Raw genomic sequence first — 12,983 nt, 5'->3', positions numbered from 1 at the left:
GGGGTCTAGCGTGGGTCGCCGCCCCAGGGTTCAGGAGGGCTTGGTCTCGCCCAGGAGGACGCGGACGTCGGTCTCGAAGCGAGCGGCGATCCGCTTGTAGCCGGCGTTGCTCGGGTGCCCGTTCACGGGGTTGGCGTAGCGGTCGCCGTCGCCGTCGACGAACCAGGCCTCCCCGAGCGGGTCCACGAACGGCAGGTCCTGGGCGACCGCGTGGCCGGCGAGCACGCACTGCGCGGTGATGCGCGGCTCGTCAGGCTTCCCGTACGGGGTCGCGGGACCGAGCAGGAGGATCTTCGTGCCGGGGAACTCCGCGCGGACGGTGTCGATGGTCCGCGTCACGGCGTCTTGGAGGACCGGGTAGGTGGCGTCCCGGTCGTTCGAGCCGCCCTGGAGCACGACCAGGTCGAACGTACGACCCTGCAGCTTGGGCAACCGCTGGAGGTAGTTGCCCTCGTTGTGCGGGCCCGGGTTCAGGTAGCCGGTGCCGCCGATCCCGTCGACCGTGACCTTCCACCCGAGCGGCTTGCCGACCAGGTAGGCCCAGCCCTTCGTCTCCGGCTCGGCGCCGTAGCCCTCGGTGTACGAGTCGCCCAGGACCAGCACCCGGGGCTGCGCGGGGAGCGTCAGGCTGCCGGGAGCCAGCGCGGGCATGGGGTCCGGCATTGCGCAGGTCGGCTCGGGGGCCGGCTTCGGCGTGGGGCTGCACGCGGTGCCCAGTGCGAGCGTGGCGACCCCGACGACGGCGGCGAGGACCCTGCGTGGAGCCCGTCCCGTACGCCGCCGGCCACGTCCACCGTGGTCGCTGCGCTCGTGGTCCGCCACCCCGGTCCCTGCCGTCGAGCCCACCGACCGCTGCCCGAGGGCGTGGTGGAGAAGGGCGACGACGTGGACCATCCGGTTCTTCCTGAGGCTAAGGACGACGCGAAGGCTAGTCCCTCGGGGGCACCGGCGCGGCCCGGAGGCGTATGACGGCCGTCACCGGCAGAACGTTTGTGGGGTGACCCAGGTTCCTTTAAGGTGAGGGCGTTGCCGGAGATGACTTCGTTGTCGCCGGTGCGGGCCTTCCCCGGAGCTCGAGAGTCACCGCGTGCGTGCGTCCGAGGACCAGCACGAGTTAGGGATGACTCGTGGGCACCATCTTCGGGGAGAAGCGCTGACCGACGTGACCCAGATCGATCCGAGGCCTCTGGCCCCTCATCACATCCTTGCCCGGACGGGCTTCAGCACGGTGCCTCCGGCGTCGCGCTGGATCGAGGCCTACCGCGCCCGACTCGCCGTCGGCGACCTGATCGTCATCGTCTTCGCCGTCGTCGCCGCCCAGGTGGCCCGCTTCGGTGTGACCGGTGACGCCGTCCTGCTCCGCGCCTCGTTGGTCAGCTACTCGCTGGTCTCCGTCGTCCTCATCGTGCTCTGGGCGCTGACCCTGAGCGTCTTCCACACCCGGGAGAGCCGCATCGTCGGTTCCGGCCCGGAGGAGTACCGCCGGATCGCGCACGCGTCGTTCGCGCTGTTCGGGACCGTCGCGATCCTCGCGTACCTGCTCAAGCTCGACCTGGCCCGCGGCTACCTGCTGGTCGCCCTCCCGGTCGGCCTGATCCTGCTGCTCGTCCAGCGCAAGCTGTGGCGCAGCTGGCTGCACAAGCAGCGAGCGCAGCGTCGCTACCTGTCGAGCGTGCTCGTCGTCGGGTCGCACCGCGCGGCCGTGGCGATGGCCAAGGTCTTCGAGCGCGACCCGAACGCGGGCTTCCGGGTCGTCGGCGTGTGCGAGCCGGGCTGGGGCCACGCCGGCCGCGTCCTGGACATCGAGGGCCACCACGTACCGGTGCTCGGCGACGAGTCCACCGTGATCGACGCCGTCGAGGCCACCCAGGCCGACATGGTCGCGGTCAGCAACACCGAGTTCTTCGGCAACGAGGGCATGCGGGCCCTGGCCTGGCAGCTCGAGGCCACCGGCACCGACCTGGTCGTGGCGCCCGGCGTCGTCGACGTGGCCGGCCCGCGCCTCCAGGTGCGACCGGTCGCCGGTCTGCCCCTGCTGCACGTGGACAAGCCGCAGTACCGCGGGGCGGGCAAGTTCGGCAAGCACGCGGTCGACGCCTTCGGTGCCGCCCTGGCCGTCACGCTGCTCTCGCCGGTGATGATCGTCATCGCGATCCTCGTCAAGGTCACCAGCCCGGGCCCGGTCTTCTACCGCTCCGAGCGCATCGGCCTGAACGGGCAGCCGTTCGGCATGCTCAAGTTCCGCTCGATGCGGCAGGACGCCGACAAGGTCCGGATGAACCTCCTGGACCTCAACCAGGGCGCCGGGCCGCTGTTCAAGATGCGCGACGACCCGCGGGTCACCTCGCTGGGCAAGGTGCTGCGGCGCTTCAGCCTCGACGAGCTGCCCCAGCTCTTCAACGTGCTGGCCGGGCAGATGAGCATCGTCGGGCCTCGCCCGCCGCTGCGCGACGAGGTCATGACCTACTCCGACATGGTGCACCGCCGGCTCCTCGTGAAGCCCGGCATCACCGGCCTGTGGCAGGTCAGCGGACGCTCCGACCTGTCGTGGGAGGAGTCGGTCCGCCTCGACCTCTACTACGTCGAGAACTGGTCGCTCTTCCAGGACCTGGTCATCATCTGGCGCACCGTCGCCGCCGTCCTCGGGTCCAGCGGGGCCTACTAGGGGCTCAGCCTCACCGAGACCGCACCGCCCGTCTCCCGGACCCGTACGCAGGGTTCAGGAGGCGGGCGGTTCTCGTTGTGCTGTGACCTTCTCGAGGAGTCCAGTCACGTTCCCTGAGCTCGTCGAAGGGCGCGCGAGTCGTGACGCGCCTGCCGAACCCGGAGCAGCACGACCTAGCGAGTCGAACACCTGATCGAAAACTGTCAGAGGGTGTCCGTAGGTTCGCCTCATGGGGATCGCGGGGGTCGAGGAGCGGGAGGCGACGTCGGTCGACCGCGCCCTCGATGCGTTCCGCTCCGCTGTGGACGGGCTGGTCGAGGCGGTGGAGGCGGGCGGGTGTGACGTCTTGGACGACGAGGGGTTCGTGCGGTTCCTGCAGGACCTGGAGCGCGTGCGGAACGGGTTGGCCCTGGTCGACCACCGTGTCGTCCGCGACGTCGAGGCGCGGAACCTCCCGGCCAAGCTGACCCAGCCGAACGTCACCGCCGAGCTGTCGTGGGCCCTGCGGCTCTCGCGTGGTGAGGCGGCCCGTCGGGTCCGGGCGGCGGAGGCGCTGGGCGTGCGGGTGGCGATGACCGGCGAGCCGCTTGAGCCGCTGCGTCCGGCGTTGGCCGGGGTGCAGCGCGCGGGGATGGCGTCGCCGGAGCAGCTCGACGTGTGCCTGCGGGCGCTGGCGAAGGTGGAGCACCGGGGGTTCGACCCGGCGGACCTGGAGGCGGCGGACGGGCTGCTGGCCCAGTTCGCGGCGGTGTTCCCGCCGCGCGAGCTCCGGACCCTGGCCGAGCAGGTCGTGGAGCGGATCGACCCGGACGGCACCCGACCCCAGGAGGACCTCAACCAGGACCGGCGGCACCTGGCGTTCACGCGGCTGCGCGACGGGATGTGGTCGGTCGAGGGACGACTCACCGGGCCGGTCGGGGCGAAGCTGCGGGCCGTCCTAGGTCCGCTCGCGAAGCCGCGGCTCACGACGGTGGTGCTGGACGACGGGCGTGAGGTCCAGCAGGACGATCCCCGACACCACGGACAGCGCACCCACGACGCGCTGGAAGAGGTCTGCGACCGGCTGCTGCGGTCGGGGACCCTGCCCGACGCGGGCGGGACGCCGAGCACGGTGATCGTCACGATCCCCGAGGGTGACCTCGTCGCGCGCCGGCGGTGGGGCGTGACCAGCGACGGCACCGTCCTGTCCGGCGGAACAGTCGTCGACCTGACCGACGAGGCCGAGGTCTACCCGACCCTGGTCAGCCCGACCGGCGTGGTCCTCCAGCTCGGCCGCAGCCGCCGCCTCGCCACACCCGGGCAGACGATGGCCCTGGTCGCCCGTGACGGCGGCTGCAGCTTCCCCGGCTGCGACCGACCACCGGAGTGGTGCGAACGCCACCACGTCACCGCGTGGGTCGACGGCGGCGCGACGGACCTCGACAACCTGACCCTGCTGTGTGCGTGGCACCACCACAACTTCGCGGGTCGGGGTTGGACGTGCCTCATGGTCGACGGGCTGCCTGCGTGGGTGCCACCGCGCTGGGTCGACCCGGACCAGCGGCCACTGCGCAACGTCCGCGTCCTCGCCCGGCAGCGGGGCGAGGTGCTGCGGCGGTGATGGGTCGGGCGGGTTGGTGCGGTTCGTCCGGTACCTGCGGTCGGACGGGTGGGCGACCTTGGCTCGACCGCGCCCCACCGCGCGTGCGTGGGGCCAGCAGTCGGGCTGACCGGTCGCGGCCGGGCGCGCAGCTGCTCAGGAAGCGAGCCGTCAGCGGCGCGTCAGGCGCGGTCGCCGCTGATGGACTCGGCGTCGACGTAGGCCGTGGCGGCTTCCGTCTCTTCCTTGTCCGCGGGCGGGAGGTCCGAGCCGATGATCTGGGGGAGGAGCCGGGTGACGACGATCAGGTAGAGGATCGCCGAGATGAGCCGTACGAGGGCGGTGGCGATCGGGATGCCGATCGGGCCGAAGAGCACGAAGAACAGCCAGTCGGCCAGGGCGTTCAGCACGGCGAACGTCGCCGCGAACCACACGAGCAGCCGTTGCCGACGGGCGATGATCAGCATGCGGCCGCCGCAGGAGATGCAGAGGCTGAACGGCATGGAGAGGAAGAGGATCGCGCCCCACCGCAGGCCCTGGAGCCAGGGCGAGGGGAGGAAGTCGAACGTGCTCGCCAGCAAGCAGACGCCCGAGCCGACGAGGCCGACCGCGACGTTCACGGCGAGGAGGATGCCGAAGTCCTTGCGGAACATCGCCCGCCCGGCCGCCGGCTCGTAGCTGGGGAGCCGGGCCCAGCGGGAGAGGCGGCGGACGACGAGGCCGAGGTTCACGACCTGGGAGGCGGCGAAGAAGAGCTTGTCCGCCATCTCGTACGACGACAGCGAGCCGACGGGGCTGCGGGCGAGGAAGATGCGGTCCGTCACGGGCCCGGACTGGGCGGTCAGCGCGGAGGCCGACTGCCACACCAGCCCGCGGGTCGGGATGGTCGACGCCTCGTCGCTGGAGGGGAGGCGCCGGGAGGTGCGGTAGAGGATGGTGAGCCGGACCAGCTCGCCGAGGACGAAGCCGGCGGCGTAGACGTACAGCGGGGCGGTCGGCCAGGCCAGCACGAGGACGATCGGCACGACCGTGCGCAGTGACTGCAGGCTGATCGGCAGCGCGACCCGCCCGTGGGCGATGTTGAGCCCGGAGAACGCGCTCGAGACGCCGCCGACCAGCGCCATCAGCAGCATGACGCCGGCGAGCGCGGCGAACTGGTACGGGTCGGTCCGGCGGAACGCGTACACGATGGTCAGCGGCAGCCCGACGGCCACGCAGGTGGCGAGGGCGAAGAGGAAGATCCGGCGCGAGTAGGAGCGCAGCACCTGCCGGCCGGGCGGGGTGCCGCGACCGATGAGGCGGCCCATCTCCGCGACGCTGTTGGCCTCGATCGCGTTGCCGACCACGTTGGTGAGCGTGAGGGACACGGACGCCGCCAGCAGGAGCTCGTCGCTGCGGGACGTCCCGACGAGCCAGGACAGGACGAAGGAGAACGCGAAGCCGGGGAAGAGGACCAGCGCCGCGACGCCCGTCGTCAGCACGTCCGAGCGGGACCGCACCTTCGGCGTCGGCGTCGCCGCGCTCATGGCTGGGTGGGGCGCGGCACGGGGACGAAGTCGGGCATCATCACGGCCGAGTCCGCCTGGGAGACGACCCGGGCGGGGGCACCGGCCACGGTCACGCCGTCGGGCACGTCGCGCCCGACGACGGCGTTCGCGCCGACGACGACCCGGTCACCGATGGTGATGCCGCCGTAGATCACGGCGCCGGGGGCGATGTAGCAGTAGTCCCCGATGGTGGGCACGCCGCTCGGGCTGAGGCCGATGTTCGTCGCCGAGTTGATCCGGCACCAGGCACCGACCTTGGCCCGCGAGTGCACGACGATGCTGCCGTAGTGGGCGATGCCGAGGCCCGGTCCGAAGACGTTGGGCGGGATGGTCAGCCCGAGCCGGGTCGACAGGCGCAGGAGGTGCCAGCGGTGCCAGGACCGCTGGACCCGCGCGACGATGCCGGGCTGCGCGAGGAGGAGCTCCACCCGCCGGAGCACCCGCAGGTAGTGGACCTCCGGCCGACGGAACCGCTGCACGAACGTCCAGCGGGACAGCCCGGCGGCCGTGAGGTCGTCGCGCAGGTAGCGCTCGTAGTCGGCGTGCGTCGAGATCATCGGTCAGCGCACCCGCGCGGCGACGGGCGTGGTCAACGGCCGGGCTCCTCGCGGCGCGCGTACGGCCTCCGCCAGCCCGGGCGCGCGCAGCCCGGAGGCGGTCACCTCGTCGGTCTGCCGCTCGCGGGCGCTCGCCTTGGTCGCGATGACGATGAGGCCGACCGCGACGAGGGCCGCCGGGTTGCTCTCCCACAGCGGGAAGGCGGCGCCGGCGACGACGTACGCGGCGATGGCGGCGATGCCGTCCGCCCGACCGCTGCGGGCGACCCGCACGATGACGATCACGACCATGACGAGCAGGGCGGCCGTGCCGATGACGCCACCGCTGACCAGGGTGCCGAGCACCGAGTTCTCGAGGGGGAGCACGGCCCCGGACTGGGCGGTCGCGATGGCGGAGTTGCCCGGTCCGTAGCCGACGATCGGCCGCTCGAGGAAGAGCCGGCCGGCGAGACGGACGACGTAGTCGCGGTAGAGGCTGGAGGCGGCGCCCTCGGCGCTGCCCGCGCGGCCGGCGATGGTCGGGAGCGCGGGGAGGACGACCAGCGCGACCACGCCGAGCACGATGCCGAGCAGCTTGTTGGCGATGCTGGTGCGCCCCGAGACCAGGGTGACGAGCAGGCCGACCGCGAGGCCGCTGACCAGGGCGTACACGCCGCTTCGCGAGCCGGTCAGGCCGGCGGCGAGCGCGCAGGCGGCGAAGCAGATGAACGCCGTGCCGCGCGGTCCGTTCGCGCGGGTCATGGTGAACGCCGCGAGGCAGGCCGTGATGGAGAAGAACGTGCCGTTCATCAGCGGGTGGCCGAGCGTGGTGCTCACCCGGTAGAGCGCCCAGTGCTGGTCGAAGCTGTAGTACGGCGACAGCGGGTTCGTCTGCAGCAGGGACTCGATGACCGCGACGAGCGACAGGCCGATGCCGAGCACGAACCAGGAGCGAAGCAGGGTGGTCGAGGTCCGGTCGTCGATCGCGGGCGCGAGGGCGGCGGGCAGCGCGATGGCGATGGCCACCACGATGAGCCAGTTCACGCTGCGCGACGGGCTCAGGCCGATGTACGACAGCACGAGCAGCACGGCGAAGACCGGGACGAGCCAGCGCAGGGACCGGACGAACGACCGGCGCCCGCGCGTGACGGCGAGCCGGACGAGCCAGATCAGCAGCACGACGACGGCGGGGGTGTAGAACCGGCCCACGACGTTCGGCACGCCGATCAGGTAGCCGACCGGCAGGAGCGCGAAGAGCCAGAGGCTGACGCTGGGCAGCAGCCAGGAGGGCAGGCACGCGGCGACGACGAGGACGGCGACGCCGACGATGGCCAGGGTGAGGGTGGGCGACGACGCGGCGATGGTGCCGAGCGCGACGACGACGATCGCGACGAGCGCGAGGGGGACCAGCAGGAGGGCCCGGGACGCTTCAGCCGCAGGGCGGACGTTCGACATGGGTCAGGCCTTCGATCGGTGACAGGTGCGCTCGCCGGACAGCCGGCCCCGTGGCCGGCGAGGGCCGCTGGGCGCCCGGTCGGTGACGTCGGCGGCTCCGCGCTGCGCGCTCAGCCTCGCTCCCGGGGGTTGCGCTGTCAACCTGATCCGCGGTATCGGGCCCGACCTCCTGCGCGACGCCGGGAGGGCTGTGGCCAGGATCACCGCTGCAGCTCGGGCTTGAAGCCCGGAGCCACCTCCCGGGTGGTCGGCCACTCGGCGACCTTCGTGGCCAGGGCGTCGTACGTGCCGATGATCCTGGCCGGGTTGCCGCCGACCACGGAACCGTCGGGGACCGACTTCGTCACGACCGAGCCGGCGGCGACGACGCAGCGGTTCCCGATCCGCACGCCGGGCATGATCGTCGACCCGGCCCCGACGAACACGTCGTCCCCGATCTCGATCCGCGCCAGCCAGTAGTGCCGGCGGCCCTGCTCGTCCGGGAACAGCCAGCCGACCCCGTCGTGGGTGATGAAGGTGACGTCGCTCGACACCGTGACCCGGTTGCCGATCGTCAGCAGCTCCCACTCCGAGCTGATCTGGAGGGAGTAGATCCGGCAGCCCTCGCCGATGGTGACGCCGAGCTCGCGGGCGGCCTCGACCGGGCCCTTGATCCGGCTGAGGGCCCGCCACCGCCACCACCGGGGGAGCCGTCTGACGAGACTGGGCACGGTGCTCCTGGGGGTGCGGGGGACGACGGGCGGGGGCGTGGCGAGACGCCGACACTAGCGCAGGAGACCTGCGCCGGTGCCGGCGTCCGCACCGGTCCGGCCGGGCCCTGGGGCGGTTCCCCCGACGGGACGCCCCGGCCGGTCCGGGGTCAGTTCTGGCAGCTCTTGTTGCTCATCCCGAGCGAGGCTGCCGGGGCGGCGTTGTCGCAGCCGACCACGTTCCCGCCGTCGTTGAAGGGCATCCGGACCGCGTAGCCCGGCAGGGCGTCGGCGATGGCGTTGCCGTAGACGATGTTGTTCTGGCCGTAGCCCGCCGTGGTGTTCCAGACCTGGATGGCGTCCTCGGGGGCGTGGGTCCCCTTGTTGCCGGCGACGACCCAGCCGTTGCCCATCACCTGGACGAGGCTGTCGGTGTCGGTCGAGGTGATCGCCGCGCCGTCGAGGGTGTTCTTCCACATCGTGCCGTCGCTGGTGCCGGCCTTGGCCTCCATCGGCTCGGCGGTCGTGCCGCTGATGTCGTTGAAGGCGACGAGGTTGCGGTCGCTGGTGTCCGGTGCGCAGCTGTTGTAGAGGCACCAGTTGCCCTCGGCGGTGCCGATGTAGACGCCCTCCCCGTAGCCCGCGGCGTTGAGGCCCGTGGTCGAGATGGAGTTGCCGATCACGGTGCTGTCGGTCGTCTGGTTCTTGAGGTGGATGGCCTCGTCGCCGATGGTCTCGACCCGGAGGTCGGCGACGGTGACCGCCTTGCTGTAGAGGACGGCCACGCCCTTCTGCACGTTGCGGACGGTCATCCCCGCGATCACCAGGTTGGACGCCCCGTTGACGCGGAACCCGTAGCCCTTGGTGGTGTCGGCGTTGTCGATCACCGCGGTGCGCGGCCCGCAGATCCAGACCGGCTTGTCGGGCGTCCCGTTGGCGGCGACGTCGATGTTGGCGCCGTACGTCCCCGGGTTGAGCCGGATCACGGTCCCGGCCGTCGCCGACGCGACCGCCGAGAGCAGCTGGGCCCGGGTGGAGACGGTGACCGTGGCGGTCGGGCAGGTGGCGTAGCGCTGCGGGAAGGCCGCGTACGGGTCGCCACCGTTGGTGAACGAGGTCGGCAGCGAGGCGATGGAGTCGTTGCCCCACGTGTCGCGGGCCACGACGCTCCAGGTGTAGCTGCCCCCGTCGGCGAGGCCGACGTCGGCGAAGGAGGTCGCGTCCGCCGTGGTCGTGCCGACCAGGACGTCGGTGGTCGAGCCGGTGCCGCGCCGGAAGATGCGGTAGCTCGCGACGTCGTCCGCCGTGCTCTTCGTCCAGGTCAGCTTGGCGCCGGTCCGGGTCCCGGTCGCCTTGAGGGCCGTCGGGACGCCGGGGGCGTAGATGTCCGGGGCCACCAGGGCGTCGAGCGTGATGTTGCGGCCCACGGAGTCGGCGTTCTTGTTGCCGGTCCGGACGATGCGGATGGTGTGGCCCGTCTCGGTGAGGCCGGTGACCTCGAAGACGTTCTGGGCGTACTTGGTGGTGGAGGAGTAGAGGTCGACCGTCGTCTGCTTGACCCCGTCGATGTAGACGTCGGCCAGGCCGGAGGAGCTGTTGGTCCGGGCCAGCCAGCGGATGCCGCTCGTGGAGAAGGACATCTCCGCGTAGCCGTCGGCGTTCAGGGTGGAGAAGGAGCTGCCGCTGTCGGTGCCCGCACCGGTCGAGGCCGTCCGGCTCCAGGCCCCGTTGAAGAGGATGTCGTCGGAGTCGTCGTCCTCGTAGACGCCGGCCGGGACGGCCTTCATCGTGACGGTGACGTCGGCGACCGTCGACTGCGGCGACTCGTTGCCCATCGCGTCGAGCGCGGTGACCTGGTAGTGGTACGTGGCGCCCGGCTGCAGGCCGTCGTCGCTGTACGTGGTGCCGGTGACCGGCGCCGAGGTGACGGCGGTCATCGGGCCGTCGGCGAGGGCGCGGTAGACGCGGTAGCCGACGACGTCGCTCTCCGGGCTCGCGTCCCAGCCCAGCAGCGCGTTGCCCCGGCCGGGGGCGGCCACCGGGTCCAGCGGGGCGGCCGGCGGGTAGATGTCCGGCGCGACGAAGGCGTCGAGCATGATCGCCGTGCTGGTGGAGCCGGCGTTCTTGGTGTTCGTCCGGACGATCCGCAGGGTGTGCGGGGTCTCGGTGAGCCCGCTCGCCTCGAAGACGACCTGCTGGTACTTCGTGGTGGCCGAGTAGAGGTCGACGCTCGCCTTCTTGACCCCGTCGAGGTAGACGTCGGCGATGCCGGAGTAGGTGTTGGTGCGGGAGACCCAGCGGATGCCGCTCGTGGTGAACGAGATCTCGGCGTAGCCGGCCGCGTTCAGGGTGGAGTAGCCGCCGCCCGAGTCCATGTTCGAGGACACGACCGACCAGGGGCCGTTCAGCGTCACGGCGTCCGCGTCGTTCTCGTAGACGCCGGCGGGCTGGGCCTCGATCGGCAGGGTCAGCGTCGTGGTGTCGGAGGCGTCGGAGGCGTTGCCGGAGGTGTCCACCGCGACGACGTCGTAGGTGTAGGTCACGCCGGGTCGGCGGGCCTTGTCCGTGAAGCTCTGCACGTCGGCCGTGGTGGTGCCGACCTGCGTCCGGGTGGTGGTGGTGCCGCCCAGGCGGAAGACGCGGTAGGACGCGACGTCCGGCTCCGGGTTCGCGCTCCAGGTGAGGTTCACGTCGGCGCCCGAGAGGCTGGACTGCAGGCCGGCGGGGGCGGACGGTGCGTGGATGTCCGGCGCGACGAAGGCGTCGACCATGATCGCGTTGCTGGTGGAGCTGGCGTTCTTGGTGCCGGTGCGGACGATCCGGATGGTGTGCGGCGTCTCCGGCAGGCCGGTGATCTCGTACGCGACCTGCTGGGTCTTGGTGGCCGAGGAGTAGAGGTCGACCGTGGCCTTCTTGACGCCGTCGACGTAGACGTCGGCGATGCCGGAGTAGGTGTTGTAGCGGGTGATCCAGCGGATGCCGGAGGTGTTGAACGAGAGCTCGGCGTAGCCGGTGCCCGCGAGGCTGCTGGTCGAGCCGCCCGAGTCCTGGTTGGAGGCGGTCTTGGTCCAGGCGCCGTTCAGGGTGACGGCCGGGTCGTCGTTCTCGTAGGTGCCCTGGCCGACCGGGGTGATCGTCGTGGTCAGGCCGGTGACGGTGCTGCGGACCGACTCGAGGCCCGAGGTGTCGACGGCGGTGACCTGGTAGGCGTACGCGGTGCCCGGGGCGGCGGTGTCGTCGAGGTAGGTGGCGCCGGTGACGAGGCCCGTGTTGATCTTGGTGTAGGTGCCCGTGCCGGTGGCGCGGTAGACGTTGTAGCCCGCGAGGTCCGGCTCGGTGCCCGGGGTCCAGCCCAGCGTGACCTTGGTGCCGTCGGCGCTGGAGCCGAGCCCGGCGGGCGCGGCCGGCGGGTAGATGTCCGGCGCGACGAACGCGTCGAGCATGATCGCGGTGCTGGTGGAGCTGGCGTTCTTGGTGCCGGTGCGGACGATCCGGATGGTGTGCGGCGTCTCCGGCAGACCCGCGACCTCGTAGACGACCTGCTGCGTCTTGGTGGCGGAGGAGTAGAGGTCGACGGTCGTCTTCTTGACGCCGTCGAGGTAGACGTCGGCCATCCCGGAGTAGGTGTTGGTCCGGGTGACCCAGCGGATGCCCGAGGTCCTGAAGGAGAGCTCGGCGTAGCCGGCGCCGCTCAGGCTGCTGGTCGAGCCGCCCGAGTCGGAGGCCGAGGCGGTCTTGGTCCAGGTGCCGCTCAGCGTCACGGCCGCGTCGTCGTTCTCGTACGTGCCCTGGCCCACCGCGTTGATGCTCGTGGTCAGGCCCGCGACGGCGCTGCGCTCGGACTCGAGGCCGGCCGTGTCGACGGCGCTGACCTGGTAGGCGTACGCGGTCCCCGGGACGAGCCCGTCGTCGGCGAAGGTCGGGGTGGTGACCAGGCCGGTGCTGATCTTGGTGAAGGTGCCGGTGCCGGTGGCGCGGTAGACGTTGTAGCCGGCGAGGTCGGGCTCCGGGCTCGCGGTCCAGCCCAGGTTCACCTTGGGTCCGGTTCCGGTGGTGGTGAGGCCGAGGGGGGCCGCCGGGGCGTGGACGTCGGGGGCGACGAAGGCGTCGAGGGCGATGTTCGGGCTGCTGGAGCCCGGGTTCTTGGTGCCGGTGCGCACGATCCGGATGGTGTGCGGGACCTCGGGCAGGCCGGTGACCTCGTACGCGACCTGCTGGACCTTGGTGGTCGAGGAGTAGAGGTCGACGCTGGCCTTCTTGACGCCGTCGAGGTAGACGTCCGCGATGCCCGAGTAGCTGTTGAGCCGGGTGATCCAGCGGACGCCGGAGGTGCTGAAGGTGAGCTCGGCGTAGCCGGCGGTGCTGAGGGCGCTGGTCGAGCCGCCCGAGTCCTGGTTGGAGGCCGTCTTCGTCCAGGTGCCGTTGAGCGTGACCGCCGGGTCGTCGTTCTCGTACGTGCCCTGGCCCACCGCGTTCGTGGGGGTGGGGGTCGGCGTGGCGGTCGGGGTCGGC

At 71.7% G+C, this 12,983-nt stretch carries 7 protein-coding genes and 1 pseudogene; 2 read left to right on the top strand and 6 right to left on the bottom strand.

Annotated features, from left to right (window positions below; genetic code table 11):
- Nucleotides 1–30 precede the first annotated feature (30 nt).
- A complete protein-coding gene (locus ABD665_RS07850) occupies nucleotides 31–894 on the bottom strand; it encodes a GDSL-type esterase/lipase family protein (protein ID WP_204911475.1) in 864 nt (287 codons plus the stop codon).
- A 334-nt stretch (nucleotides 895–1,228) separates the two neighbouring features.
- Here ABD665_RS07850 and ABD665_RS07845 point away from each other — a divergent pair, with 334 nt between their 5' ends.
- Nucleotides 1,229–2,665, top strand: a complete 1,437-nt coding sequence (locus tag ABD665_RS07845) for a sugar transferase (protein ID WP_344741714.1) — start codon at nucleotides 1,229–1,231, stop codon at nucleotides 2,663–2,665.
- 229 nt (nucleotides 2,666–2,894) lie between these two features.
- Nucleotides 2,895–4,265 carry a DUF222 domain-containing protein gene (locus ABD665_RS07840; protein ID WP_204911477.1) on the top strand — a complete coding sequence of 457 codons (1,371 nt, stop codon included), beginning with the start codon at nucleotides 2,895–2,897 and terminating at the stop codon, nucleotides 4,263–4,265.
- A gap of 161 nt (nucleotides 4,266–4,426) precedes the next feature.
- On the opposite strand, the gene ABD665_RS07835 is transcribed toward ABD665_RS07840, so the two are convergent.
- From ABD665_RS07835 to ABD665_RS07815, 5 genes and pseudogenes are all read right to left on the bottom strand, one after another.
- Complete coding sequence (locus ABD665_RS07835) at nucleotides 4,427–5,770, bottom strand: polysaccharide biosynthesis protein (RefSeq protein WP_204911478.1); 1,344 nt, start codon at nucleotides 5,768–5,770, stop codon at nucleotides 4,427–4,429.
- A complete protein-coding gene (locus ABD665_RS07830) occupies nucleotides 5,767–6,348 on the bottom strand; it encodes a hypothetical protein (RefSeq protein WP_204911479.1) in 582 nt (193 codons plus the stop codon). The genes ABD665_RS07835 and ABD665_RS07830 overlap by 4 nt, the downstream gene beginning before the upstream one ends.
- Before the next feature lie 3 nt (nucleotides 6,349–6,351).
- The gene (locus ABD665_RS07825) at nucleotides 6,352–7,782 is read right to left on the bottom strand and encodes an O-antigen ligase family protein (RefSeq protein ID WP_204911480.1); all 1,431 of its coding nucleotides are present in this window, start codon (nucleotides 7,780–7,782) and stop codon (nucleotides 6,352–6,354) included.
- A 200-nt stretch (nucleotides 7,783–7,982) separates the two neighbouring features.
- Nucleotides 7,983–8,222, bottom strand: a pseudogene (locus ABD665_RS21660) (DapH/DapD/GlmU-related protein); the annotation flags it as partial.
- Between the two features lie 419 nt (nucleotides 8,223–8,641).
- Nucleotides 8,642–12,983, bottom strand: a 4,342-nt coding sequence (locus ABD665_RS07815; RefSeq protein WP_344741700.1) for a fibronectin type III domain-containing protein, incomplete at its 5' end; no start/stop codon positions are given.

The sequence above is a fragment of the Microlunatus spumicola genome, assembly GCF_039536445.1.
In the GTDB taxonomy this organism is placed as follows: Bacteria; Actinomycetota; Actinomycetes; order Propionibacteriales; family Propionibacteriaceae; genus Microlunatus; species Microlunatus spumicola.
This window is presented reverse-complemented; position numbering and strand designations above follow the sequence as displayed.

Coding starts and splice junctions, on each gene's coding strand:
- ABD665_RS07850 (WP_204911475.1), bottom strand. CDS start 894: ATGGTCCACGTCGTCGCCCTTCTCCACCACGCCCTCGGGCAGCGGTCG.
- ABD665_RS07840 (WP_204911477.1), top strand. CDS start 2,895: ATGGGGATCGCGGGGGTCGAGGAGCGGGAGGCGACGTCGGTCGACCGC.
- ABD665_RS07835 (WP_204911478.1), bottom strand. CDS start 5,770: ATGAGCGCGGCGACGCCGACGCCGAAGGTGCGGTCCCGCTCGGACGTG.
- ABD665_RS07830 (WP_204911479.1), bottom strand. CDS start 6,348: ATGATCTCGACGCACGCCGACTACGAGCGCTACCTGCGCGACGACCTC.
- ABD665_RS07825 (WP_204911480.1), bottom strand. CDS start 7,782: ATGTCGAACGTCCGCCCTGCGGCTGAAGCGTCCCGGGCCCTCCTGCTG.